This window comes from Streptomyces sp. NBC_01216 (assembly GCF_035994945.1).
In the GTDB taxonomy this organism is placed as follows: Bacteria; Actinomycetota; Actinomycetes; order Streptomycetales; family Streptomycetaceae; genus Streptomyces.
Genome location: NZ_CP108677.1, coordinates 2,009,085 through 2,034,395, shown reverse-complemented (window position 1 = coordinate 2,034,395; position 25,311 = coordinate 2,009,085). Strand labels below are relative to the sequence as shown.

Below are 25,311 nucleotides of genomic sequence, written 5' to 3'. Positions count from 1 at the left end.
GAAGAAGGCGTGCGGCGTCCCGGCCGCGGCTTCCCGCACGTGGTCCTCCCACCTGTTCTGCCCGGAGTACCGCACTCCCAACATGACCCGCGCGGACGTTTCCCCTGGAGGGGGGCCGTCGTTGGGCCGGGCGTGAAACACGTACTGAAGCGGGCGAGGGCCGGTGCGGTGCTCGCCTTGGCGGCGGCGGGACTGGTGGCCGGCCTGGTGGGCTGCACCGAGAAGGACGACGGCGGCGGTGCCGGCGTATCGCTCCCGGGGAAGGCGCGGGCACCCGGCGACGTCATCCGGGTCAGCCCGCGGGACGGCAGCCGGGCCGTGCCCGCCGACGGTCCCATCGAGGTGAGCGTCGACAGCGGCCGGCTCGAACGGGTGACGGTGGCGCGGGTGGAGGACGCCCAGCGGGCGGAGGTGGCCGGCGAGATCAGCGCGGACGGGCTGCGCTGGCGGCCCGGCGCCGGCGTACGGCTCGCGCTGTCCGCCAAGTACAGCGTCGACGTGGTCGCGCTCGACGGGCACGGCCGGCGCTCCGCCCGGCACACCACGTTCACCACGGTCGTCCCCGAGCGGCGCTTCATCGGCTACTTCAAGCCGGAGAACCGTTCCACGGTCGGCACCGGAATGATCGTGTCCTTCGGTTTCAACCGGCCGATCGAGAACAGGGAGGCCGTCGAACGGGCCATCCGCGTCACCTCCGACCCGCCGGTGGAGGTGGCCGGCCACTGGTTCGGCAAGGAACGCCTCGACTTCAGGCCCGCCGAGTTCTGGAAGCCCGGCACGGAGGTCACCGTCGACCTGCGCCTGCGGGACGTGGAGGGCGCGCGGGGCGTCTACGGGATCCAGGACAAGCGCGTCGGGTTCACCATCGGCCGCTCCCAGGTGTCCGTGGTCGACGCCGCCGAGCACACCATGGTGGTGCGCCGGGACGGCGAGGTGCTCGCGACCGTGCCGATCACGGCCGGGGCGCCGAAGACCACGACGTACAACGGCAAGATGGTGGTCACCGAGCTGTACGACGTCACGCGGATGGACGGACGCACGGTCGGTTTCGGCGGCGAGTACGACATCAAGGACGTGCCGCACGCGATGCGCCTCACCGACTCCGGCACCTTCCTGCACGGCAACTACTGGGCCGACGAGTCCACCTTCGGTTCCGCCAACGTGAGCCACGGCTGCGTGGGGCTGCGGGACGACAAGGGCGGCAACCCCGACTCGCCGGCGGGCTGGTTCTTCGACCGTACGCTCATCGGCGACGTGGTGGAGGTGGTCAACTCCCGCGACCGGAAGGTGGCTCCCGACAACGGACTGGGAGGCTGGAACATGGACTGGGCGCAGTGGAAGGCCGGCTCCCTGCTGCGCTGAGCCCGGCGCACTCCCCTCGCCGGCCTGCGTCGTCCGCGCGACTCCCGGGCACAACTGGGACTGAACGGTGACATTCACGAGGATCTTTCGTGTCCGGCGGTGTGATTGTCTAACTCCGTGTGCGCGGATCGCCGCGCGGGGGTGCGGGCGTGGCGTGGCCAGGCCGTGCGAGGGGAGACGACCATGGTCAAGGGGCTGCCGATATCGGGGGCGTCGGCCGGAACCACGGGGCGGCCGGCGCGTCGGCGCGGGGGACGCCTTCAGGCGCTCGCGGTGGGGGTGTTGCTGCTGGCGCTCACGGCCTGCGGAGGCGGTGACCCCGCCGGGGCGGGCAAGGACGGGCAGGACCCCTCGTCGCTGGGCGGCGGGCAGCAGGACAACGCGGCCTCGCAGGCCGTCGTCACGATCACGCCGAAGGACGGCGCGGACGCCGTCGCCACCAGTGGTGCTCTGAAGGTGACGGCGGACCAGGGCAAGCTGACCACGGTGACCGTCGCCGACTCCAAGGGCAACGAGATCGAGGGCAGGCTGTCCGCGGACGGGGCCGACTGGCAGCCCGTCGGCCACCTGGCCGCCGCCACCCAGTACAAGGTGCACGCGGTCGCGACGGACTCCGCGGGCCGTGAGTCCGCCAAGGACACCACCTTCAGCACCCTCGTACCGAAGAACACCTTCATCGGCCAGTACACGCCGGAGGACGGTTCGACCGTCGGCGTCGGCATGCCGGTCTCCGTCAACTTCACCCGGGGCATCACCGACACCGAGGCCGTCGAGAAGGCGATCAAGGTGACGGCGGAGCCGCCGGTACGGATCGAGGGCCACTGGTTCGGCAACGACCGCCTCGACTTCCGCCCGGAGCGGTACTGGGCCTCGGGCACCAAGGTGACCGTCGAGCTCAATCTCGACGGCGTCGAGGGGCGGCCGGGCGTCTACGGCAAGCAGAAGAAGACGATCTCCTTCACCATCGGCCGCCGCCAGGTCTCCACCGTGGACGCCTCCGCCAAGACGATGAAGATCGAGCGGGACGGCCGGATCATCAAGACCCTGCCGATCACCGCGGGCGCCCCGTCGACCACCACCTACAACGGGCAGATGGTCATCAGCGAGAAGTACAAGGTCACCCGGATGAACGGGGCCACCGTCGGCTTCGGGGGCGAGTACGACATCAAGGACGTGCCGCACGCGATGCGGCTGTCCACTTCGGGCACCTTCGTCCACGGCAACTACTGGGCCTCCGCCGGCACCTTCGGCTCGGCCAACGTCAGCCATGGCTGCGTCGGCCTGCGCGACACGCGCGGCGCGGGTGACGGCTCCACGCCCGCGGCCTGGTTCTACGACCGCTCGATCATCGGCGACGTGGTGATCGTGAAGAACTCCAGGGACAAGCAGATCCAGCCGGAGAACGGTCTCAACGGCTGGAACATGGACTGGTCGGAGTGGATCAGGTAGCCCGTCCGGGGGACGGGGCCGGCCGGGACCGGTCCGTACGCGGGGAGACCCGGCGCTGTGACCAACGGCACCGGGTCTCCCGGCGTTAACGCCCACTAACCTTCCCTCATGACTGTGAACCTCGAAGTCGCCGAGGGTGTCGGCGTCATCCGCCTCGACCGCCCTCCGATGAACGCCCTGGACATCGCCACCCAGGACCGGCTGCGCGAACTCGCCCAGGAGGCGACCGACCGCGACGACGTGCGGGCCGTGGTCCTCTACGGCGGCGAGAAGGTGTTCGCGGCCGGCGCGGACATCAAGGAGATGCAGGCCATGGACCACGCCGCCATGGTCAGGCGGTCGCGGGCGCTCCAGGACTCCTTCACCGCGGTCGCCCGCATCCCCAAACCGGTCGTCGCCGCGGTCACCGGCTACGCCCTGGGCGGTGGCTGCGAACTGGCCCTGTGCGCCGACTACCGGATCGCCGCCGACAACGCCAAGCTCGGCCAGCCCGAGATCCTGCTCGGTCTGATCCCGGGCGCGGGCGGCACCCAGCGCCTCTCCCGCCTGGTCGGCCCCTCGAAGGCCAAGGACCTCGTCTTCACCGGGCGGATGGTGAAGGCCGACGAGGCGCTCCGGCTCGGCCTGGTCGACCGGGTCGTGCCGGCCGGCGAGGTGTACGAGCAGGCGCACACCTGGGCCGCGAAGCTCGCCCAGGGACCGGCGCTCGCGCTGCGCGCCGCCAAGGAGTCGATCGACCAGGGCCTGGAGGCGGACATCGACACCGGCCTCGCGATCGAGCGCACCTGGTTCGCCGGCCTGTTCGCGACCGAGGACCGTGAGCGCGGGATGCGCAGCTTCGTCGAGGAAGGGCCGGGCAAGGCGAAGTTCGTCTGAGAGCCTGTCGGTCGAAGGCGACCCGACAGGCTCCGGGTCCGGGGAAGGCGAGGGGCGCGTACCGGGGCCCGGTCGAGCGCCCCCGTGCGCCCCCACGATCCTCCGGAACATGCCGATCGAAGTCCCCGGAATCGCCGGTGCCGGAGGGGCGATTCCGCGGGAACGGCCCCCGCGCGTCGGCCCCGGCGGCCATGATGGGGGGCATGGCGGGCCTGGAGGGTGTGGAGCAGCCGCGGCAGCACGGGGGTGCCGCCGCGGCTCGGTGGATGTCGGCCGTCGAGGACGAACAGGCTCTCAAAGCGCTTGAGTTGTACGGAAACCCGGCCGAGGAGGATGTCCGGCTGCCGTCCCGCCCCGAGTCGGCTGCCGTCGCCCGCCGGCTCACGCAGTGCGTCGTCCTGCGGCAATGGGCGCTGACCCCGCAGATCTCCGAACACGCCGTCCTGCTCGTCTCCGAACTCGTCGGCAACGCGGTCCGGCACACCGGGGCGCGGGTCTTCGGGTTACGCATGCTGCGCCGTCGCGGCTGGATCCGGGTCGAGGTGCGCGATCCCTCGCGCGGACTGCCCTGCCTGATGCCCGTGCAGGAGATGGACGTCAGCGGGCGCGGTCTCTTCCTCGTCGACAAGCTCTCGGACCGCTGGGGCGTGGATCTCCAGCCCCGTGGCAAGACCACCTGGTTCGAGATGCGTGTCCTGGACCGCTGACCCTCCGCGCCCCGTCACGCACAAAAGCCCCTGTTCGCCGTGGTGGGGCGCCTGGGGGCTTCTGCAGGGGGCGCCGTGGATCGCGAGGGGTGTTCCACGGCGGCGACATCGACCTGGCCCGGGTCAAAGGAGGTCGTGTCCTCGACTATGGCAGACGGGGGGCCATACCGCCAAAAGTCCATACGATGGCGAACCGGGCGATAGGGAACTATTCCGGCAGTGAATCGTTGGTGATACGAAGCACTCGCCTTGTGAACGGTGAATAGATATGGCGTTCACCGGGCGTTTCCATGGGCGGGTGCACTCCTGAAGCTCTCGCTGCACGTCGTGCAAACGTCCCCGATCGGCCTAATCGTAATAAATCGGTCATAAACGCCCTTAAATGGTCCTGTGTATCTGACCGACCGCCGCGGTGCGCTGCGGGCGGGTGCGGCCGTCGCCTTCACGGGAGCGCTCACCACCGCCTGCGGAACGGACCCCCGCCCCGCCCCCTCCCGGCCCCCTGACCCCTCCCGATCCTCCGACTCCTCCCGGCCCTCCGGACCCACGGGACCCCCCGGGCCGTCCGAGGCCGCCCCGCCCCGCCGAAGCGCCGCCGCGGCCCCCGCGCCGCGCCGCTTCCCCGGCCACCCCGCCGAGATCGAGAGCGGGCCCCGCGACCGCCCCCGCGTCGCGCTCACCTTCCACGGACAGGGCGACCCCGCCGTCGCGCGCGCCCTGCTCACCGAGGCCGAGAAGACCGGCGCCCGGATCACCGTCCTCGCCGTCGGCGACTGGCTCGACCGGAACCCCGGACTCGCCCGGCGGGTCCTCGACGGCGGCCACGACCTCGGCAACCACACCCAGCGCCACCTCGACATCAACACCATGACCGAGCGGCGGGCCTACGACGAGATCAGAGCCTGCGCCGAACGGCTGCGCCGCCTCACCGGCTCCATCGGCACCTGGTTCCGCCCCTCCCGCACCCGGCACGCCACCCCGGCCGTCCAGCGGGCCGCCCGCCGGGCCGGCTACCCACACGTCCTCTCGTACGACGTCGACTCCCTCGACTTCACCTCGCCCGGTGCCTCGGCCGTCGTCGCGCAGGTCACCGGGCAGATCCGCAACGGATCGGTGGTGAGTCTCCACTTCGGCTACGCGGACACGGTCGCCGCGCTGCCGCCCCTCCTCGCCGACCTCGACCGCCGCGGCCTGCGCGCGGTGACCACCACGGAGCTGCTGACCTGATGCTGCCTCTCACCAAGCGATCGAAAAGCCTCCTCGCCGCCGCCCTCCTCACGGCGCTCGCCGGCTGCGGCACCGCCGACAAGGCGGCCGAACCGAACAGCGGCGCCAGGAAGGAACCCGCCGCGCGACCCGCCGCACCGAAGAAGCCCGTCCCGGCCGGGCTGCCGGGCATGCCACCGCTCCTCGACGCCGACGACGTGTACGCCGCCGACCGGCCGAACCAGCTCTCGCCGGTGGTCAAGGACTTCCCCTCCCGGGTCTACGTACCCAACACCAACTCCAACACCGTCTCGGTCATCGACCCGGCGACGTACAAGGTCATCGAGACGATCCCGGTGGGCATCCAGCCGCAGCACGTCGTCCCCTCCTGGGACATGAAGACCCTCTGGGTCAACAACAACCGCGGCCACACCCTCACCCCGATCGACCCCGCCACCGGCACCGCCGGCAAACCGGTCGAGGTCCACGACCCCTACAACCTCTACTTCACGCCCAACGGCAAGTACGCCATCGTCATGGCCTCGCTCGACCGCGAGCTGGTCTTCCGCGACCCCCACACGATGGAACGGAAGAAGACCGTCCCGGTCTCCTGCTACGGCGTCAACCACGCCGACTTCTCCGCCGACGGACGGTACTTCGTCGTCTCCTGCGAGTTCTCCGGCGAACTGCTGAAGGTCGACACCGAGAAGATGGAGGTCGTCGGCCAGCAGAAACTGCCCCTCGACGGCGCCATGCCGCAGGACGTCAAGATCTCGCCGGACGGCAGCACCTTCTACATCGCCGACATGGTGGCCCACGGCATGTGGGTCCTGGACGGCGACGCGTTCACCACGCCGACCCTCCTGCCCACCGGCAAGGGCTGCCACGGCCTCTACGTCTCCCGGGACTCCAAGGAGATGTACGTGTCCAACCGCGGCGAAGGCTCCGTCTCGGTCTTCGACTTCGGACAGAACCGGCTCACGAAGAAGTGGTGGCTGCCGGATGGCGGCTCCCCGGACATGGGAGGCGTCTCGGCCGACGGCAAGGTGCTGTGGCTGTCGGGACGCTACGACTCGGAGGTCTACGCGATCGACACCCGGACCGGCAAGCAGGTGGCCCGCGTCCCCGTCGGCGGCGGCCCCCACGGCCTCGCCGTCTACCCCCAGCCCGGCCGCTACTCGCTGGGACACACCGGAATCTTCCGCTGAGCACCGGCCGGGCGCCCCGGCCGGCCGGAGATCACCCGACGGGCTCCGAGCCGCACCGACCCGAGCACCCCGGCGCATGCGGACCCCGGACCATCCGTCCGGGGTCCGCCGTGACCTCCGCTCGCCGAACCCCTGCGATCCCGCCCAGCTCACCGGCGACGAACGCGGCCAGCCGTCGGGATCCCTCGCGGAACGCCACGCCCGCACCCTGGCCGGAGTGACCCCCGCCGGCGAACTGCCGCTCGTCACCATCGACGGGCGCGCCGCCGCCACAGCGTCGGGGTGACCCTGCGGCAGTCGGCCGAGGTCGTGAAGTGGCTCGGGGCGACCGAGGCGATCGCCCGCGGCGGCGGCGGGGACGCGCAGTCCGTCCGGGACGGCGCCCTGGACAACCGGCCGATGGACCCGTGGGCGGACGACACCCACACCCGCCGCGAGGTGGGCAACGCCGTCGTCCTGATCAAGCGGCCCTGAACACCCGGCCCGGCCCCGGCGCCCCGCACCGGGGCTCGGTCCCCCGCCCCCCGGCGGCCGGATAATCTGAGCCCGTCAGATCAGCACCGAGAAGGGGCGGAAACAGTGGCGGACATCGAGGCGGCACGCAGGGCTTTCGAGCGGTTCGACGTGGACGGGGACGGTCTCATCACCGCCGCGGAGTACAAGAGCGTCATGGCGCAGCTGGGTGACTTCAACGTCACCGAGACGGTCGCCGAGGCCCTCATCAACCAGCGCGACCTGAACGGCGACGGCATGCTGTCCTGGGACGAGTTCTGGACGCACATCAACAAGGCCTGACCGCCTGGCGGGTGACGTTCGCCCGTTCAGGGGCCACCCGGCAGGTCCGGGCCGCGGGGGAGGACGGGCGGGGCTCCACGTGCGTACGTACGTGAGTTGCCGCCCGTCCGGCCCTCGGTGACGATCGACCGGTGACGCCTCCCGCACCCCTGGTCACCCCGACCCGCCTGACCGCGGCGACACTCGCCGCGCTCGCCGTGATCACCCTCGCCGTACTCGGCGCGGGACTGGCCGAGACCGGCACCGGTGAGCTCCGCATACCGGCGGCCGGCACCACCACCCTGCTGCGGGTCCTCGTCCTCACCGCGCTCGCGGTCCAGATCGGCGAGATCGCCGGTGCCCGCCTGGCCGGCGACGGCCCGCTGCCCCGGGGCCGGTCCGTTCCCGCAGCCCTCCTCGGCGCCGCCGCCTCCGCCGGACTGCTGGTCCTCTTCGCCACCGTCAGCGGCCTGGGCCTCGCCACCGTGTACGGCACACGCGAGGGCGGGCTGCTGCTCGTCACCGCCAACGCCCTCGCCCTGTCGGCCCTCTGCGCCGCGAGCCGGCGGCCCGTCCTCGCTCTCGTCCCGCTGGCCGCGGCGATCACCGCGGAGGCGCTGCGCGCGCATCCCGAGCCGAACAGCCCGGCGATCGGTGTCGCGCTCACCGTGGTGCACCTGACCGCGGCCTCCCTCTGGCTCGGCACCCTGCTGTACGTCCTGCGCACCATGCGGCTGCGCGGCGGCGGGCGCGAAGTCCTCGTCCGCTACGCCCGGATGGCGGCCTGGCTCTACGCCGCGCTGATGGCCACCGGCACCTGTTCGACGCTCCGCCGCCTCCCGCTGGACGTCGTTCTCAGCACGGCGTACGGCAGGGTGCTGCTGGCCAAACTGGGGCTGGTGGGCGTGGCGAGCCTGCTCGCGCTCGCGGCGCGGCGCCGGATGCTGCGGGGTGGCGACGCGCAGGCGCCCGCGCGGACCGAGCTCGGGGTGCTCGCCGTGATCATGCTGGTATCCGCGGTCCTCACGGTCGTGCCGGATCCCCACTGGCTGCACCCCGCCTGAGAGCCTGTCGGGTGGCCTCTGACCGGGCGTTCACGCCCCGGCGCGTGGCGGGCGGCCCGTGGTGTCGTTCCCGCGTCGTCGGGGAAATCCGGTGGACTCCCGCCGGCCCCGGCCGGTAGCGTCGCGGTGACCCGACCACAGCCGTACCGATCAGGGGCCACCGGCCCGGAGAGGGTGTTTCATGACCCGGACCGAGCCGAGCGCTCCTCGCCGCTGACCCTCGTCCCCGAGGAACCGCTCGGCCTCCTCCTGCTGTCCACGCTTCACGCCTCAGCCAGGAGTCATTCCGAGTGTCGACCCCTTCCAGCAACCTCCCGCGGAGCTCCGTCTCCCGCTCCACCTCCACGTTCACCTGCGTGCGCTGCGGTCTGGACGTCGCCTTCCTGGGACCGGACCGCGTCCCGCGCGACCACTGCCCGAGCTGCCTCCACTCCCGGCACGTCCAGGACCATGTGGAGGGCGGCCCGTCCGGCTGCCGGTCACGGATGGCCCCGATCTCCATCGCCGTCCTCCGGACCGGGGACTGGGCGGTCGTCCACCGCTGTGCGCGGTGCGACGAGCTGACCTCCAGCCCGGTCCGCGCGGACGACAACCGGCTCGTCCTGATGCGGTTGGCCGTCCGGCCGCTGGCCGAGCCGCCGTTCCCCCTCGAAGTCCTCGGGGAGCTGTGATGGCGCGCCGCAAGGCCCCCGTACGCCGGCCTCAGCGGCGCAAGGACGTCCTGCACGGCCGGGGCGGCGAGACGGGCGACGCCTTCCGCTGCGCCGGCTGCCGGCTGGACGTCCCGCTGGCCGCACCCGGCACGGCCCACCGCAACCACTGCCCGCACTGCCTCGCCAGCCTCCATGTCGACCGGAACGTACCCGGCGACCGGGCGGCGACGTGCCGGGGGCGGATGACGGCACTGAGCGTGGCCGTCCGGGCCGACGGGGAATGGATGATCATCCACCACTGTCTGTCCTGCGGCGAGCTGAGCGCCAACCGCATCGCGGGTGACGACAACCCGCTCGCCCTGATCCGTCTCGCGGTCCGCCCGCTGACGGACCCGGGTGCCCCGGTCCGCGACGCCCTGCGCACCCGGTAGAACCCGGGTGGTTCCCGGCCGGTCCCGGAGCCCGGCCGGGGACCCGGCGCGGCCGTGCAAGGGGCCTCGGGGAGGCCGCGCATCACTTCCGAGTGAGTGGAATCCGGCCTTCGTGACGACTGCTTTCAGCCGCGCTGTCCGGCGTCGGCGGGGCTTCTCGTCAGCGAGGGCCTGACGACCACTCTGCTCCAGGCGGCGGTGCGGGGCGCGCTGCGGGCCAGGGGCGCAGACGTGCGGACGGTGGCCCCCGGGACGGCGATCGGCTGGTGAGGGGCTGCGACAGTAGCCGGCGGGCGGCGGGAACCGGAGTTCCCGCCGCCCGCCGGCGGCTCGGAAGACCGGCGTCACTTCCGCCGAGCGGATCGCTGCGCCGGTGCGGCCGTCAGCCGGTGGAGGGAGGATAGACGCTGTCGACGGTGTCCTGGTCGGTGGGTGGGCCTACAGCCTCAGCACTCGATGATGTTCACGGCGAGACCGCCGCGGGCCGTCTCCTTGTACTTCACGGACATGTCCGCGCCGGTCTCCCGCATGGTCTTGATGACCTTGTCCAGCGAGACCAGGTGGTTCCCGTCGCCGCGCAGTGCCATCCGGGCCGCCGTCACGGCCTTGACCGCGGCCATCCCGTTGCGTTCGATGCACGGGATCTGGACCAGACCGCCGACCGGGTCGCAGGTCAGACCGAGGTTGTGCTCCATGCCGATCTCGGCCGCGTTCTCCACCTGCTCCGGGGAGCCGCCGAGCACCTCGGCCAGCGCGCCGGCCGCCATCGAGCAGGCCGACCCCACCTCGCCCTGGCAGCCGACCTCGGCGCCGGAGATCGAGGCGTTCTCCTTGAAGAGCATGCCGACCGCGCCCGCCGCCAGCAGGAAGCGGACGACGTCGTCCTCCTTCTCCTGCTGCGAGGCACCGCCGGCCGCGAAGTTGATGTAGTAGTGGAGCACCGCGGGGATGATGCCGGCCGCGCCGTTCGTCGGGGCGGTCACCACCCGGCCCCCGGCCGCGTTCTCCTCGTTCACCGCCATCGCGTAGAGCGTGATCCACTCCATCGCCAGTGCCGCCGGGTCGCCCTCGGAGCGGAGCTTGCGCGCCGTGTGCGCGGCGCGGCGCCGGACCTTCAGGCCGCCGGGCAGGATGCCCTCGCGGGACATGCCGCGCGAGACGCAGGACTGCATGACCCCCCAGATCTCCAGGAGGCCCGCGCGGATCTCGTCCTCCGTGCGCCACGCCTTCTCGTTCTCCAGCATGAGCGCGGAGATCGACAGGCCGGTCTCCTTCGCCAGGCGCAGCAGTTCGTCGCCGGTGCGGAAGGGGTACTTCAGCACGGTGTCGTCGGGGACGATCGGGTTCTCGCCCTGGACGGCGTCCTCGTCCACCACGAAGCCGCCGCCGACCGAGTAGTAGGTCTTCTCCAGGACGGGCGCGCCCTCGGTGTCGTACGCGGAGATCGTCATCCCGTTGGCGTGGTACGGGAGCGTCTTGCGCCGGTGCAGGATCAGGTCCGCGTCGAAGTCGAAGGGGATCTCGTGGGCCCCGAGGAGGCTGATCCGGCCGGTCGACCTGATCCGCTCGACCTGCTCGTCCGCCGTCTCGACGTCGACGGTGCGCGGCGAGTCGCCCTCCAGGCCCAGCAGGACCGCCTTCGGGGTGCCGTGGCCGTGACCGGTCGCGCCCAGCGAGCCGAAGAGCTCGGCGCGTATCGCGGCGGTGTGGGCGAGCAGGCCCTCGTTCTTCAGCCGCCGCGCGAACATGCGGGCCGCGCGCATCGGGCCCACCGTGTGGGAGCTGGACGGCCCGATGCCGATCGAGAACAGGTCGAAGACCGAGATGGCCACGGGGGACTCCTTGTGGGTGGTAGACGCCGTTGTCTGCCGGGGTGGTGCAGAACGGAGCAGGAAGATCACGAGCGGGTGGGACACGGGTCGGGGCACCGCGCTCACAGTCCAGTGTGCGCGGTGCCCCGCATGTTCGTACGAACGGAAAGGTACGAAACTACTTCAGGCCGGGGTACAGCGGGTGCTTGTCTGCCAGAGCGGTCACCCGTGCCTTGAGGGCCGGAGCGTCGAAGCCCGGCTTCAGGGTCTCGGCGATGATGTCGGCGACCTCGGCGAAGTCCTCGGTGCCGAAGCCGCGGGTCGCGAGCGCCGGCGTGCCGATGCGCAGACCCGAGGTGACCATCGGCGGACGCGGGTCGTTCGGGACCGCGTTCCGGTTGACCGTGATGCCGACCTCGTGGAGACGGTCCTCGGCCTGCTGGCCGTCGAGCTCGGAGTCCCGCAGGTCCACCAGGACCAGGTGCACGTCCGTGCCGCCGGACAGCACGGAGACACCGTGCCGGGTGACGTCGTCCTGGACCAGGCGCTCGGCGAGGATGCGGGCGCCGTCCAGCGTGCGCTGCTGGCGCTCCTTGAACTCCTCCGAGGCCGCGATCTTGAACGAGACGGCCTTGGCCGCGATCACGTGCTCCAGCGGACCGCCCTGGAAGCCGGGGAAGACCGAGGAGTTCAGCTTCTTCGCGAACTCCTTCTTCGCCAGGATGATGCCGCCGCGCGGGCCGCCGAGCGTCTTGTGCGTGGTGGAGGTCACCACGTCCGCGTACTCGACCGGGTTCGGGTGCAGACCCGCCGCGACCAGGCCGGCGAAGTGGGCCATGTCGACCCACAGGTACGCCTCGACCTCGTCCGCGATCCGGCGGAACTCGGCGAAGTCCAGCTGACGCGGGTAGGCGGACCAGCCCGCGATGATCACCTTGGGGCGGTGCTCCTTGGCGAGGCGCTCGACCTCGGCCATGTCGACCAGACCTGCCTCGTCGACGTGGTAGGCGACCACCTCGAACTGCTTGCCGGAGAAGTTCAGGCGCATGCCGTGGGTGAGGTGGCCGCCGTGCGCCAGGTCCAGGCCGAGGATCGTGTCGCCGGGCTTGGCGATCGCGAACAGCGCGGCCTGATTGGCGGAGGCGCCGGAGTGCGGCTGCACGTTGGCGTACTCGGCGCCGAACAGGTCCTTGATCCGGTCGATCGCGATCTGCTCGGCCACGTCGACGTGCTCGCAGCCGCCGTAGTAGCGGCGGCCCGGGTAGCCCTCGGCGTACTTGTTGGTGAGGACGGAGCCCTGGGCCTCCATGACCGCGACCGGAGCGAAGTTCTCCGAGGCGATCATCTCGAGGGTGGACTGCTGGCGGTGGAGCTCGGCGTCGACAGCGGCGGCGACGTCGGGGTCCAGCTCGTGGAGAGGGGTGTTCAGAAGCGACATGAATCGATCCCTAAGGGGTCTCAGTTCCCGGCGGAGAACTCGGCGTACTCGGCGGCGGAGAGCAGGTCCTTCGGCTCCTCGGCGACGCGTACCTTGAACAGCCAGCCACCCTCGAACGGTGCGGTGTTCACCAGGGACGGGTCGTCCACGACGTCCTGGTTGGCGGCGACGACCTCGCCGGTGACCGGGGAGTACAGATCGCTGACCGACTTCGTCGACTCCAGCTCGCCGCAGGTCTCGCCCGCGGTGACCGTGTCGCCGACCTCGGGAAGCTGGGCGTAGACGACGTCACCGAGCGCGTTGGCGGCGAACTCCGTGATGCCGACCGTCGCGACGCCGTCCTCGACGTCCGACAGCCACTCGTGCTCCTTGGTGTAACGCAGCTGCTGGGGGTTGCTCATGACCTGATTCTCCTGGATCGGGGGAGTGCTGATGAACGTGGGTCTTGCCACGTGAGACGCGAGCCGAGACGGACCCGGGCGCCGACGGCCCGGGGAAACGTCACTTCCGGCGCTTGTAGAACGGCAGGGCGACGACCTCGTACGGCTCGTGGGTGCCGCGGATGTCCACACCTACACCCTGGGTGCCGGCCTCGGCGTGCGCCGCGTCCACGTAGGCCATGGCGATCGGCTTTCCGAGGGTCGGGGACGGGGCCCCCGAGGTGACCTCGCCGACGACCACGCCGTCGGCGACGACCGGCATGCCCGCCCGCGGGACCCGGCGGCCCTCGGCGATCAGGCCGACCAGCTTGCGCGGCGGGCTGCCGGCGGCGCGCTCGGCGGCGGCCTCCAGCGCCTCGCGACCGACGAAGGCACCGCCGTTCGTCGTCTTCTCGAACTTCACGACTCGGCCGAGACCGGCGTCGAAGGGGGTGAGCGCGGTGGTCAGCTCGTGCCCGTACAGCGGCATGCCCGCCTCCAGACGCAGCGTGTCACGGCAGGACAGCCCGCACGGGATCAGGCCGACCGGGGCGCCCGCCTCGGTCAGCGCCTTCCACACGCCCTCGGCGTGCTCGGGCTTCAGGAACAGCTCGAAGCCGTCCTCGCCGGTGTAGCCCGTCCGGGCGATCAGGGCGGGGACCCCGGCGACCGTGCCGGGCAGGCCGGCGTAGTACTTCAGACCGTCCAGGTCGGCGTCGGTGAGCGACTTCAGGATGCCGGGGGACTCCGGGCCCTGGACGGCGATCAGGGCGTACGCGTCACGGTCGTCGCGCACCTCGGCGTCGAAGCCGGCCGCGCGCTCCGTGAGGGCGTCGAGGACGGTCTGGGCGTTGGAGGCGTTGGCGACGACCAGGTACTCGGCCGGTGCCTCCCGCTCCTGCAGCCGGTACACGATCAGGTCGTCGAGGATGCCGCCGTCCTCCCGGCAGATCATCGTGTAGCGGGCACGGCCGGGACCCACGGTCGAGATGTTGCCGACCAGCGCGTGGTCGAGCAGCTCGACGGCCTGCGGGCCGGTCACCGTGATCTCGCCCATGTGGGAGAGGTCGAAGAGGCCGGCCCTGGTGCGGACGGCGTTGTGCTCGTCGCGCTCGCTGGCGTAGCGCAGCGGCATGTCCCAGCCGGCGAAGTCGGTCATGGTCGCGCCCAGCGAACGATGCACGGCATCGAGGGCGGTCAGGCGGGGGGTGTTGCTCATGGGGTGGCTCCCAAGTCCCAGGAGGGCGTGCAGGGCACGACGTGCATGACGGATGAGGACGATCCTCCCCATCTGTCATGGAACCTGAGAGGTTCACCGAGGGCATCCCCGGTTTGCACCTTGGGTGGAACCGCACCGGGGCTGCCGGGGCGGTTCGCTTTTCAGATCTGCCTCATCCACGCGGTACGGGGCCTGAGAGATTCAAGGGAGGGTCTTGCTCCTTCGGCGCCCGGACTGCTACAGCAGTGCTACAGCCTGTCCAGGACTCTCCCGCGCGGATTCGAGCGGCCGGTATGAGGTTGTGTGCGCTTGGCGCGCACATCATTGCACGCGGGATCTGATCGGCAAATCGCTTGTGCCGCATTACCGTCTCTTTACACTTCTTGAGGCGAGGCCCTTCGCAGGGGCCCGACGGGGGGAGAAGCGATGACGTTCCAGCGGACCGGTGCCTACGCGGCCGAGGCGGGACTGCCGGGCGGCCGGGCCAGGGCCAGGACCCGCAAGGCCACCGCGGCCGTGCCCCTGCTGCGTGACCTCCGCGAACGCGAGGGTCGCGGGCCCCGGGTCCTGACCTTCACCACCGGCGACGTGGTGGTGGTATCCGGGCTGCCCGGCAGCGGCAAGTCGACCCTGATGGCACGCGCGGCAGAGGGCCGGGGCGTCGACTCGCAGAACGCCCGGGAACGCTGGGAGGCCCGCGTCCCGCGGCTCCTGCCCTACGCCGTCTACCGGCCGCTGGTACGGATCGCCCACTACGCCGGGCTCCGTCGCGACCTGCGCTCCGGCCGCAGCGTCATCGTCCACGACTGCGGTACCCAGACCTGGGTGCGGGCCTGGCTCGCCCGGGAGGCGCGCCGGCGGGGCCGCGCCCTGCACCTGGTGATGCTCGACGTCACCCCCGAGGCGGCCCGCGAGGGACAGCGCGAGCGGGGCCGCGGGGTCTCCGGCTACGCCTTCGCCCGGCACCGCCGCGCCATCGGCCGCCTGCTGCGTGCCGTGGAGTCCGGCCGCCTGCCCCGGGGCTGCGCCTCGGCGACCCTCCTCGACCGTGACGCGGCCGGCGCCCTGCGCAGGATCGACTTCCGTGACGCCGGCTGACCACCGAGGCGCCGCGCACGAGGAGGCGGAAGGCGGTCGACGGGGGGCCCAGTGGGGGTTGCAGGGCCGAGCGGACGGCCGTGCCGGACGTCACGGACCGGCATACTCCGTGCGTATCTGGCCACGGTGGCGCCAGGGCAGCGTTAGGGTTCTGCCCCGAGGGCGCGTGACGACAGCGTGCGAGAAGGGGAACCGAGAACCGTGGACGTTACGTGGCCGGGCAACGAGCTCGAAGAGGTGCTGGCCGCCTCGCTGGGCAACCCCGCGGCCGGGGGCCGGCTCGTCGAGGTACTCGGACGGAGTTCCGTCTGGGTGCCGCTGCCCAACGGCGGCGGCCCCGACAGCACCGAGCTCGACCTGCCCACCATGGAGATCGACGGTTTCCCGTACGTCCCCGTGTTCAGTTCCGAGCAGCAGTTCCTCGCCTGCGTCGGCAGCCACATGTCCTTCACGGTCGCCCCCGCCCGGGACTTCGCCCGCGGCCTGCCCCCGCAGCTCGGCATCGCCGTGAACCCCGGCGGCACCGTCGGCGCTCCGCTGCCCGCGCCGGCCGTGGCCGAATTGTGCCGGGTCGGCCGTACCGTGCTGGACGGGCCCGCGACCGGCGGCCGGGTCCGGCTCTTCGAACCCGACTGGCAGGACGACCCGGTCGACTTCCTCTCCGTCGCCGCCGCCGAGTTCGAGGCCACCGGAGTCGTCGTCACCGCCCGCCGTGCCCTGGCCAGCGTCGAGGGCACCGAACCGGCCCTCTTCGTCGGCGTCCAGCTCGTCGCCCAGGAGGGCGTCGACCGCAACGCGCCCCTGGACGCGCTCGGCCGCGCACTGGGCCGGGTCGAGGTGGCCTGGCCGGTCAATCTCATCCTGCTGGACCTCGCGCAGGACCCGGTCGGGGACTGGATGCTGGAGCGGGTGCGTCCCTTCTACCAGCGGGTCCCCGCGTAGGGAAAGCAGTCAAGGAAGCGGTTTTCGGTGGACGAAAGAGGGGCGGGACCCACGGTGAGCGCGTCAGGCACCGCTGCGGCCGGACAGGTCGAGTACATGCTGCGCCAGGTGACACCCGGACGCTACGACGCGTACGAACGGCTGCTCCACGCCCTTGCCGACGGCAACGTCTGGATGCTGCTCTGGCACGGCCGGTCCGGCTCGCCGGACGCCCAGTACGGGAAGATGGAGATCGACGGCCTCGGGTACGCGCCCTGCGTCACCTCCGCGCAGGAGCTGGCCGTCTCCGGATGGAACCGGGCCCACGAGGTCGTCACAGGACGGGACATCGCCCGCGCGCTCTACCCCGACCGCTGGGGCATCTGGCTGAACCCGCACGACCCCGGCGGCGGCGTCGGCATCCCCTGGGCCGACCTCCGGCGCATCGCCACCGGTCTCGACCGGATGCCCGCCGGACCCCTGCGGCTGTCCGAACCAGCCCTGGAGATCCCGCAGTTCTACGCCCTGCTGACCCAGAACGCGCACCGCACCCCGCCGGTCCGGTCGCTGCGCCGCGCCTGGGTCCAGCCCGCGCTGGGCTCTCCCTACCTCGCCATCGGCCTCGACCTCTACGACTCCTCCGCGACCTCGGTGGAGACGGTGCGGGCCATGATGCGGGAATCGGTCTCCGCCGTGCCCGACGGACTGCCGGTGTCGACCGTCGCCATGTCCGACGAGCACGACCCCGTGACGATGTGGCTGCGGTCCAACGCCCGCCCCTTCTACGACCGTGAGGCGCACGCGGCCCCGGCCCCCCAGGCCCCCGGCTACGGTTACCCGCCGCCCGCTCCCCGCGCGTACTGACCCGGTCGTTCCACCGCAGGAACCGCCGGAACCACCGGACGGCGAGGTCGTCGGAGGGGCCCCGGAAGGCGCTTCGAACTCGCCGGGATGTCAGGGGCGTTAACGACCGCCGTGCAGTTGTCCTGGATCTGACCGGTTTGGCGAGTGTCCGGGTCTCGACTAGGTATCACCGTTATCCGGACTGTTCTCCTGCTGGTTGCCCGTGGGTAGTGTTCGGCCGGTCAAGACCTCTCCACACGGCGGAACCCTGGGGTGGACCCATGCGAATATTCAAGTCCAGAGCCGTACGGGCCATGACGGCGGCTGTCGCCGTCGGCCTGATCGCCACCGGATGCTCCAGTGAGCGCGGCAAGGACGGTGACAAGGGTGGCGCCAAGGACACGTTCGTGTTCGCCGGTGCCGGTGACCCCGGTTCACTCGACCCCGCTCTCGCCAGCGACGGTGAGACCTTCCGGGTGACCCGGCAGGCATTCGAGGCGCTCCTCGAGCACGAGTCCGGCGGCAGCAAGCTCGTCGGCGGCCTCGCCGAGACCTGGTCGAGCAACCCGGCCGGCACGGTGTGGACCTTCAACCTGCGCCAGGGCGTCACGTTCCACGACGGCGAGGCGTTCAACGCCGCGGCCGTCTGCGCGAACTACGACCACTGGTTCAACTGGAAGGGCACCTACCAGTCCAGCGCGGTCTCGTACTACTGGCAGTCCATCATGGGCGGCTTCGCGAACAACGAGGACCCCGAGGCGCCGAAGGCGAACTACAAGTCCTGCACCGCGAAGGACGACAAGACCGCCGTCATCGAGGTCAACGAGCCCTCCGCGCAGCTCCCCGGCGGCTTCTCCCTCCAGGCCCTGGCGATCCACTCGCCGAAGGCGCTCAAGGAGTACGAGAAGCAGGACGCCTCCGCCAAGGGCGACGCCATCACGTACCCGAAGTACAGCCAGGAGGCCGGCACGGTCGCCGGCACCGGCCCGTACAAGATCGTGAAGTGGAACAAGGGCAACAAGGAAGTCACCCTCGAGCGCTTCGACGGCTACTGGGGCGAGAAGGCCAAGGTCAAGAACCTGGTCTTCCGTACGATCGACACCGAGGAAGGCCGTCGTCAGGCGCTCCAGGCCGGTGACATCGACGGCTACGACCTGGTGTCGCCCGCGGACGTGAAGACCCTCGAGAAGGAGGGCTACGAGGTCCCGACCCGCGACGTCTTCAACCTCTTCTACGTGGGCATGAGCCAGGGCAAGAACGCGGCGCTGAAGAAGCCCGCCGTCCGCCAGGCCATCGCGCACGCCATCGACCGCGAGAACATCGTGAAGACCCAGCTGCCCGAAGGCGGCAAGGTGGCCACGCAGTTCATGCCTCACACGGTCGCCGGCTACTCGGACAAGGTGAAGACGTACGCCTTCGACACCGCGAAGTCCAAGGAGCTGCTGAAGAGCGCCGACGAGTCCGCCCTCAAGGTCGAGTTCTGCTACCCGACCGAGGTCACCCGCCCCTACATGCCCGCCCCGCAGGACATGTTCGAGCTGATGAAGGCCGACCTCGAGAAGGCCGGCATCACCGTCACCCCGAAGCCCATGAAGTGGGCCCCGGACTACCTGGACGCCACCGAGGCCGGCTCGTGCGACCTGCACATGCTGGGCTGGACCGGTGACTTCAACGACGGCTTCAACTTCATCGGTACCTGGTTCGCCAAGCCGGAGAAGCAGTGGGGCTTCGACGACGCCAAGGTCTTCGACGCTGTGAACAGCGCCTCGAAGATCGCCGACCCGACGCAGCGCGTCGAGGCGTACAAGAAGGCCAACGAGACGATCATGGAGTACCTGCCGGGTCTCCCGATCTCCTCCTCGCCGCCGGCCATCGCGTTCGCCAAGAACGTCAACCCGCCCAAGGTCTCCCCGCTGACGCAGGAGAACTTCGCCGAGGTCTCCTTCAAGTAAGCGCATCACACTCGGGGTCCGCCCGGCCACCACTGAGTGGCCGGGCGGACCCGCTTCACACGCACACGTAAGAAAGGGGCACGCGGGGTGCTGCGACTCGTCGTACGAAGACTGCTACAGCTCATACCCACCCTGCTCGGCCTGTCGGTTCTCCTCTTCCTGTGGCTGAACCGGCTGCCCGGCGGACCCGCCTCAGCGATCCTGGGCGAGCGGGCGACCGAAGCCGAAGTGGCACGCATCAACCGGACACTGGGACTCGACCAGCCCGTCTGGGTGCAGTACGGCCGCTTCCTCAAGCGCATCTTCGAGCTGGACCTCGGCACCTCCACCCAGACCGGGCAGCCGGTGTGGGACGAGTTCGCCCTGCGCTTCCCGGCCACCGTGGAACTCAGCGTCGCCGCGATGATCATCGCCGTCGTCCTCGGTATCCCGCTCGGCTACCTCGCGGCCAAGCGGCGGGGCGGCTGGCTCGACGTCGCCTCCGTCTCCGGCTCACTCGTCGGCATCTGTATCCCGGTGTTCTTCCTCGCCCTGATCCTCAAGGGTGTCTTCGCCGTCCAGCTCGGCATCTTCCCCAGCTACGGACGGCTCTCGACCGGTCTCGACGCGACCCACGTCACCGGCCTCGCCATCCTCGACGGCATCCTCACCGGTGAGTTCGACGCCTCCTGGGACGCGTTCATGCACCTGATCCTGCCGGCCGTCACCCTCGCCTCCATCCCGCTCGCGGTCATCGTCCGGATGACCCGCGCCAGCGTGCTCGAAGTGCTGGGCGAGGACTACATCCGGACCGCCGACTCCAAGGGCCTGGAGAAGAACGTCATCCGCGTGCGCCACGTGCTGCGCAACGCGCTACTCCCCGTCGTCACCGCGATCGGTCTGCTGACCGGCAGCCTCCTCTCCGGTGCGGTCCTCACCGAATCCGTCTTCTCCTTCGGCGGAATCGGCTCCTTCATCCGCACCTCCATCGACGCCCGCGACTATCCGGTGCTCGTGGGCTTCATCATGTTCATCGCCGTCGTGTACGTCCTCATCAACCTGCTGGTCGACCTGGCGTACAGCCTTATTGACCCGAGAGTGCGGGTGCACTGACGTGAGCACCAAGACAGACAAGATCGACCGCCTCGCAGAGCTCACCCAGCAGAACGAGGCCACCGTCGGAGCGAGCCTGTGGCGCGAGGCGTTCCGGCGTCTCAAGGCGAACAAGATGGCCGTCCTCGGCGCCATCGTCATCGGCCTGTTCGTCGTCGTGGCGATCATCGGCCCCTGGGTCGCGCCCTACTCGCCCACCGCGCAGGACTGGCGTGGCGAGGTCTTCGCCAACCAGGGCAAGTTCGTCGGCATGCGCGGCGAGAACTGGTTCGGTCTCGACCACCTCGGCCGTGACCTCTTCTCCCGGATGCTCGTCGGCGCCCGCCAGACCCTGCTCGTCGGCGTCGTGTCGATGCTCATCGGCCTGATCGTCGGCGCCCTGATCGGCATGCTCTCCGGCGCCGCCGCCACCCTCGGCGGCAGGTCGGGCCAGCGGGTCGACACCGTCATCATGCGCTTCATCGACATCATGCTGTCGTTGCCGTCGCTGCTCCTCGCGGTCTCCATCGCGGCGGTGATGGGCCAGTCCCTCACCACGGTGATGATCGCCGTCGGTGTCGTGCAGATCCCGATCTTCGCCAGGCTCCTGCGCGGCTCGATGCTCTCCCAGGGGGGCACGGACTACGTGCTCGCGGCGAAGGCGCTCGGCATTCGCAGGAAGCGGATCGTCGTCACCCAGATCCTGCCCAACTCGCTGAGCCCGGTCATCGTGCAGGCGACCCTCAGCCTCGCCACCGCGATCATCGAGGCCGCCGCCCTGTCCTACCTCGGCCTCGGCAACCCGGACCCGGCGATCCCGGAGTGGGGCGTGATGCTCTCCCAGGCGCAGCGGTTCTTCGACAACGAGCCGATGATGGCCGTCTATCCGGCGGTCGGGATCGTCATCACCGCTCTCGGCTTCACCCTTCTCGGCGAGGCCATGCGCGAAGCTCTCGACCCGAAGCTGCGAGGCTGAAGTCCCATGGCACTGCTTTCAGTTGACGAACTCTCCGTCACCTTCGGCGGACGCGGCCGCAAGCCTTCCACCGCGGTCGACGGGGTCTCCTTCGACATCGACCAGGGCCAGGTCGTCGGCCTGGTGGGCGAGTCGGGCTGCGGCAAGTCCGTGACCTCGCTCGCCTTGATGGGCCTGCTCCCGCGCAAGGGCGTCACCATCGGCGGTCGCGCCGACTTCGACGGTGTCGACCTGCTGTCCCTGAGCGAGAAGAAGATGCGGGACATGCGAGGCAGCCGTCTCGCGATGATCTTCCAGGACCCGCTGTCCTCGCTGAACCCGGTCATCCCGATCGGCATCCAGGTCACCGAGATCCTCAAGCGGCACCGCGGCATGAAGGGCGAGGCCGCCCGCAAGGAGGCCGCCCACCTGCTCGACCGGGTCGGCATCCCCGACCCCGACCGTCGCCTCAAGGAGTACCCGCACCAGCTGTCCGGCGGGATGCGCCAGCGTGCGCTCATCGCCATGGCGGTGGCCTGCGCGCCCCGGCTGCTCATCGCGGACGAGCCGACCACCGCGCTGGACGTGACGATCCAGGCGCAGATCCTGGAGCTGCTCAAGGAGCTCGTCGACCAGGAGGGGACCGCCCTGCTGATGATCACCCACGACCTGGGGGTCGTCGCCGGGCTGTGCGACGAGGTCAACGTGCTGTACGCGGGCCGCGCGGTCGAGTCGGCGGCCCGCCGCGAACTGTTCGCGCATCCCACCCACCCGTACGCGCACGGGCTGCTCGGCTCCATCCCCCGACTCGACGCGCCCCGCGGCGAGCCGCTCCGCCCCATCCGGGGATCCATCAACGACAAGATCGCCTGGGCCGACGGCTGTGCCTTCGCGCCCCGCTGCGACCTCTACACCATGGAGTGCCTCACCGGCACACCCGAGCTGACCGAACCACGCGCCCAGGGCCACCACGTGCGTTGCGTCAACCCGGTCCTTCCCGCGTCGGACAAGTCGGAGGTCTCGGCATGAGCCTGCTCGAACTCGACGGTGTGAAGGTCCACTTCCCCGTCAAGAAGGGCGTTCTCGTCAACCGCACCGTCGGGCACGTGTACGCCGTCGACGGTGTCTCGCTCAGCGTCGAGGCCGGTCAGACCTACGGCCTGGTCGGCGAGTCGGGCTGCGGCAAGACGACGCTCGGCCGGGCCGTGCTGCGGCTCGTCGACATCACCGACGGTGAGGTGGTCTTCGACGGGACCGACCTGGCGAAGCTGCCCGAAGAGGAGATGCGCCGCTTCCGCCGCCGCCTCCAGATGGTGTTCCAGGACCCCCTGGGCAGCCTGAACCCGCGACAGAACATCGAGTCGATCCTCAGCGAGGGGATGGCTGCCCACGGCATCGGCGCCAACCAGGACGAACGCCGGGAGACGATCAAGCAGATCCTCACCCGGGTCGGCCTGCCGGCGAACGCCCTGTCCCGCTACCCGCACGAGTTCTCCGGCGGACAGCGGCAGCGCATCGGCATCGCACGGGCGCTGGTCCTGGAGCCGGACGTCATCATCTGCGACGAGCCCGTCTCCGCGCTCGACGTGTCGATCCAGGCCCAGGTGATCAACCTCCTGGAGGAACTCCAGGAGCAGCTGGGCCTGACCTATCTCGTCATCGCCCACGACCTGGCCGTCGTCCGCCACATCTCGGACGTCATCGGGGTCATGTACCTGGGCTCGCTGGTGGAGGAGGCGCCGAGCGACTCGCTCTACGAGGGGCCGAAGCACCCGTACACCCGGGCGCTGATGTCGGCGGTGCCGGTGCCGGACCCCGAGGTCGAGGACCGGCGCGAGCGCATCCTGCTCCACGGCGACCTGCCGTCGCCGGCCGCCCCACCGACGGGATGCCGCTTCCACACCCGCTGCCCGTGGGCCCAGCCGCGCTGCTCCGAGGAGCGCCCCGCGCTGACGGACACGGGCGACGGCCACCGGGTGGCGTGCCACTTCACCGCCGAGATCGAGGCGGGGACGCTGACGCCGGCGGGCGCGGTGCCGGAGGCGCGTGAGCCCGCGGACCCGGTCGAGCCCGCGGACCCGGTCGAGCCCGCGGACCCGGTCGAGCCCGCGGACGCGGTCGAGCCCGCCGGGTCCGCGGAGTCCGCCGAGCAGCCCTAGAGTCGCGCCGGGGGTGCCCCCGGGTCGCGGCACCGACCGGGGCGAAGGTCCTCGCGGTGGCGGTCGCCACCGCGAGGACCGGCCGTCGGCTGTCCACGTCCGGGTGGCCCGGCCCCGGACCGCGGGGTCTCCGGCCGGGAGCGGTCCCATGCGCTCCGGGACACCGCCCGGCGGAGGCGTCCTGCGTGACGTGCTCGCCAACGAGATCCCCTCCCTGCTGCGCTGGGACCGCGACCTCTACGCGGTGCCCGCGATGGTCGGCGCCACGATGGTCGTGCTCTGCATCCGCTTCGACGTCCTCAACGCCTTCACCAGCGGCACGGCCGTGATCGTGGCCTTCCTGCTGCGCCTGCTCGCGATGCGTTACCACTGGCGCGCGCCCCGAGCCTGGAACCGCCGGTCCTCCGCTCGCGAGAGCGACGAAAAAGCTACCGCTCAGTAATTTCGTGCGGTACCTTCAGGACCATGAGCACGAGCATCGAGACGACGAGCGAGTTCGACCGCGACACCGCCGTCACCCTGCGCACCCCCGGTGTCTACGACGCCTACCTCTCCGCCGGCTGGACGATCATCTCGGCCGTCAACGGCGGATATCTGCTCTCCCTGCTCGGCAGGGCACTCGGGGAGCACCTCCCGCACCCGGACCCCTTCACGATCTCGGCGCACTACCTCACGCCGTCCACCCCGGGTCCCGCGGTGATCCGCACGGAGACGGTCCGTACCGGCCGCACGCTCTCCACCGGCCAGGCATCGCTCGTCCAGTACGACGCCGACGGCGCCGAGGTCGAGCGCATCCGCGTCCTCGCCTCGTACGGAGACCTCGACACGCTCACCGACGACGTCCGCACCGCGGTGGGCCCCCCGGCCATCGCCCCGATCGAGCAGTGTTTCGGCGCCTCCGACGGCCCCCGGCCGGAGATCCCCGGCTCCTCCGCGATCACCGACCGGCTCGACCTCCGGCTCGACCCGGCCACCGTCGGCTGGGCCGTCGGCGCCCCCTCGGGCAAGGGAGAGATGCGCGGCTGGTTCGGCCTCGCCGACGGCCGCGAGCCCGACGCGCTGCCGCTGCTGCTGACCGTCGACGCGATGCCGCCGACCGCCTTCGAACTCGGCCTCAAGGGCTGGACCCCCACGGTCGAGCTGACCACCCACATCCGCTGCCGCCCGGCCCCCGGCCCGCTGCGCGTCTCCATCACCACCCGGAACCTCGCGGGCGGCTTCCTGGAGGAGGACGCGGAGGTCTGGGACAGCGCCGACCGTCTCGTGGCCCAGTCCCGCCAGCTGGCCCGCGCGCCGCGCGCTTAGCCCCCAGGAGGGGCGCTCACTCGGCAACGGCAACGGCAACGGCAACGAGAACGGCAACGGCGCCCCGCTCCGGACGGTCGTCGCCGCTCGCGCCGGTGCGCCTCCCCGCGGATCACCGCAGGCTCCGTGCGGGCGGCGACCCCGCCGCACGGCCCACCTGCCTTCACCCCATGTGCCGCTGGGCGTGACGATGTTCGCCCTCAGCACCCCTTCCCTGGCGCGGGCGCTGTCCCCGCGCCCGGCGGCGGGCTCCGTCGCCGAGTCCCCGGCCGGACGATGACGCGCGGCGCCGCAGGACGGTCCGCGCGGACACCTCAGGACGCTCCCGGCGCTTCGCCATGAGGTCCCGGCGGCACAGGCATGCCCGAGGCGGGGCGCGCGGCCGTCCCG

At 71.0% G+C, this 25,311-nt stretch carries 25 protein-coding genes, 1 pseudogene and 1 riboswitch; of the genes and pseudogenes, 22 read left to right on the top strand and 4 right to left on the bottom strand.

Annotated elements, in window-relative coordinates; genetic code table 11:
* Positions 1 to 132: 132 nt before the first annotated feature.
* The 12 genes from OG393_RS08545 (at position 133) to OG393_RS08490 (ending at position 9,730) form a co-directional block, all read left to right on the top strand.
* Entirely contained in the window at positions 133 to 1,362 is a 1,230-nt protein-coding gene (locus tag OG393_RS08545; RefSeq protein ID WP_327374025.1) for a L,D-transpeptidase, read from the top strand.
* A gap of 183 nt (positions 1,363 to 1,545) precedes the next feature.
* A complete protein-coding gene (locus tag OG393_RS08540; RefSeq protein ID WP_327374024.1) occupies positions 1,546 to 2,811 on the top strand; it encodes a L,D-transpeptidase in 1,266 nt (421 codons plus the stop codon).
* Positions 2,812 to 2,919: 108 nt separating this feature from the next.
* The gene (locus tag OG393_RS08535; protein ID WP_327374023.1) at positions 2,920 to 3,687 is read left to right on the top strand and encodes an enoyl-CoA hydratase/isomerase family protein; all 768 of its coding nucleotides are present in this window, start codon (positions 2,920 to 2,922) and stop codon (positions 3,685 to 3,687) included.
* A gap of 191 nt (positions 3,688 to 3,878) precedes the next feature.
* Positions 3,879 to 4,394, top strand: coding sequence for an ATP-binding protein (locus OG393_RS08530; RefSeq protein ID WP_327378356.1), 516 nt, complete (start codon positions 3,879 to 3,881; stop codon positions 4,392 to 4,394).
* A 390-nt stretch (positions 4,395 to 4,784) separates the two neighbouring features.
* A complete protein-coding gene (locus OG393_RS08525; protein WP_327374022.1) occupies positions 4,785 to 5,621 on the top strand; it encodes a polysaccharide deacetylase family protein in 837 nt (278 codons plus the stop codon).
* Positions 5,621 to 6,808: a YncE family protein gene (locus tag OG393_RS08520; RefSeq protein ID WP_327374021.1), complete on the top strand. Its 1,188-nt coding sequence runs from the start codon at positions 5,621 to 5,623 to the stop codon at positions 6,806 to 6,808. Before OG393_RS08525 ends, OG393_RS08520 begins: the two co-directional genes overlap by 1 nt.
* 76 nt (positions 6,809 to 6,884) lie before the next feature.
* Positions 6,885 to 7,094: a hypothetical protein gene (locus OG393_RS08515; protein WP_327374020.1), complete on the top strand. Its 210-nt coding sequence runs from the start codon at positions 6,885 to 6,887 to the stop codon at positions 7,092 to 7,094.
* Positions 7,091 to 7,282 carry a hypothetical protein gene (locus OG393_RS08510; protein ID WP_327374019.1) on the top strand — a complete coding sequence of 64 codons (192 nt, stop codon included), beginning with the start codon at positions 7,091 to 7,093 and terminating at the stop codon, positions 7,280 to 7,282. The genes OG393_RS08515 and OG393_RS08510 overlap by 4 nt, the downstream gene beginning before the upstream one ends.
* 105 nt (positions 7,283 to 7,387) lie before the next feature.
* Complete coding sequence (locus tag OG393_RS08505) at positions 7,388 to 7,603, top strand: EF-hand domain-containing protein (protein ID WP_327374018.1); 216 nt, start codon at positions 7,388 to 7,390, stop codon at positions 7,601 to 7,603.
* 131 nt (positions 7,604 to 7,734) lie between these two features.
* Complete coding sequence (locus OG393_RS08500; RefSeq protein ID WP_327374017.1) at positions 7,735 to 8,646, top strand: CopD family protein; 912 nt, start codon at positions 7,735 to 7,737, stop codon at positions 8,644 to 8,646.
* A 290-nt stretch (positions 8,647 to 8,936) separates the two neighbouring features.
* Positions 8,937 to 9,317: an RNHCP domain-containing protein gene (locus OG393_RS08495; protein ID WP_327374016.1), complete on the top strand. Its 381-nt coding sequence runs from the start codon at positions 8,937 to 8,939 to the stop codon at positions 9,315 to 9,317.
* Entirely contained in the window at positions 9,317 to 9,730 is a 414-nt protein-coding gene (locus OG393_RS08490; protein WP_327374015.1) for an RNHCP domain-containing protein, read from the top strand. Before OG393_RS08495 ends, OG393_RS08490 begins: the two co-directional genes overlap by 1 nt.
* Positions 9,731 to 10,176: 446 nt before the next feature.
* Here OG393_RS08490 and OG393_RS08485 read toward each other — a convergent pair whose 3' ends face one another.
* The 4 genes from OG393_RS08485 to gcvT form a co-directional block, all read right to left on the bottom strand.
* Positions 10,177 to 11,562: an L-serine ammonia-lyase gene (locus tag OG393_RS08485; RefSeq protein WP_327374014.1), complete on the bottom strand. Its 1,386-nt coding sequence runs from the start codon at positions 11,560 to 11,562 to the stop codon at positions 10,177 to 10,179.
* Between the two features lie 157 nt (positions 11,563 to 11,719).
* Positions 11,720 to 12,979 (bottom strand): serine hydroxymethyltransferase, encoded by a 1,260-nt coding sequence (gene glyA, locus OG393_RS08480; RefSeq protein WP_327374013.1) that lies wholly within the window; start codon positions 12,977 to 12,979, stop codon positions 11,720 to 11,722.
* A 20-nt stretch (positions 12,980 to 12,999) separates the two neighbouring features.
* Complete coding sequence (gcvH, locus tag OG393_RS08475) at positions 13,000 to 13,380, bottom strand: glycine cleavage system protein GcvH (protein WP_327374012.1); 381 nt, start codon at positions 13,378 to 13,380, stop codon at positions 13,000 to 13,002.
* A gap of 100 nt (positions 13,381 to 13,480) precedes the next feature.
* Positions 13,481 to 14,617 (bottom strand): glycine cleavage system aminomethyltransferase GcvT, encoded by a 1,137-nt coding sequence (gene gcvT, locus OG393_RS08470; RefSeq protein ID WP_327374011.1) that lies wholly within the window; start codon positions 14,615 to 14,617, stop codon positions 13,481 to 13,483.
* Positions 14,618 to 14,788: 171 nt separating this feature from the next.
* A riboswitch (glycine riboswitch) is annotated at positions 14,789 to 14,900 on the bottom strand.
* Positions 14,901 to 15,043: 143 nt separating this feature from the next.
* On the opposite strand from gcvT, the gene OG393_RS08465 reads away from it, so the two are divergent.
* The 10 genes and pseudogenes from OG393_RS08465 to OG393_RS08420 all read left to right on the top strand — a co-directional run bounded on the left by OG393_RS08465 (position 15,044) and on the right by OG393_RS08420 (position 24,921).
* Entirely contained in the window at positions 15,044 to 15,715 is a 672-nt protein-coding gene (locus OG393_RS08465; RefSeq protein WP_327374010.1) for an AAA family ATPase, read from the top strand.
* A gap of 201 nt (positions 15,716 to 15,916) precedes the next feature.
* On the top strand, positions 15,917 to 16,657 hold the full coding sequence (locus OG393_RS08460; RefSeq protein WP_327374009.1) for an enhanced serine sensitivity protein SseB: 741 nt from the start codon (positions 15,917 to 15,919) through the stop codon (positions 16,655 to 16,657).
* A 54-nt stretch (positions 16,658 to 16,711) separates the two neighbouring features.
* A complete protein-coding gene (locus OG393_RS08455) occupies positions 16,712 to 17,500 on the top strand; it encodes an enhanced serine sensitivity protein SseB C-terminal domain-containing protein (protein ID WP_327374008.1) in 789 nt (262 codons plus the stop codon).
* Positions 17,501 to 17,760: 260 nt separating this feature from the next.
* On the top strand, positions 17,761 to 19,431 hold the full coding sequence (locus OG393_RS08450) for an ABC transporter substrate-binding protein (protein WP_327374007.1): 1,671 nt from the start codon (positions 17,761 to 17,763) through the stop codon (positions 19,429 to 19,431).
* Between the two features lie 87 nt (positions 19,432 to 19,518).
* Positions 19,519 to 20,523 carry an ABC transporter permease gene (locus OG393_RS08445; RefSeq protein ID WP_327374006.1) on the top strand — a complete coding sequence of 335 codons (1,005 nt, stop codon included), beginning with the start codon at positions 19,519 to 19,521 and terminating at the stop codon, positions 20,521 to 20,523.
* Between the two features lies 1 nt (position 20,524).
* Positions 20,525 to 21,478, top strand: a complete 954-nt coding sequence (locus tag OG393_RS08440) for an ABC transporter permease (RefSeq protein WP_327374005.1) — start codon at positions 20,525 to 20,527, stop codon at positions 21,476 to 21,478.
* A 6-nt stretch (positions 21,479 to 21,484) separates the two neighbouring features.
* Positions 21,485 to 22,486: an ABC transporter ATP-binding protein gene (locus OG393_RS08435; protein ID WP_327374004.1), complete on the top strand. Its 1,002-nt coding sequence runs from the start codon at positions 21,485 to 21,487 to the stop codon at positions 22,484 to 22,486.
* Entirely contained in the window at positions 22,483 to 23,616 is a 1,134-nt protein-coding gene (locus OG393_RS08430) for an ABC transporter ATP-binding protein (RefSeq protein WP_327374003.1), read from the top strand. The genes OG393_RS08435 and OG393_RS08430 overlap by 4 nt, the downstream gene beginning before the upstream one ends.
* 160 nt (positions 23,617 to 23,776) lie before the next feature.
* Positions 23,777 to 24,058, top strand: a pseudogene (locus OG393_RS08425) (trimeric intracellular cation channel family protein); the annotation flags it as partial.
* A 23-nt stretch (positions 24,059 to 24,081) separates the two neighbouring features.
* Positions 24,082 to 24,921 (top strand): thioesterase family protein, encoded by an 840-nt coding sequence (locus OG393_RS08420; RefSeq protein ID WP_327374002.1) that lies wholly within the window; start codon positions 24,082 to 24,084, stop codon positions 24,919 to 24,921.
* The last annotated feature ends 390 nt before the right edge of the window (positions 24,922 to 25,311 follow it).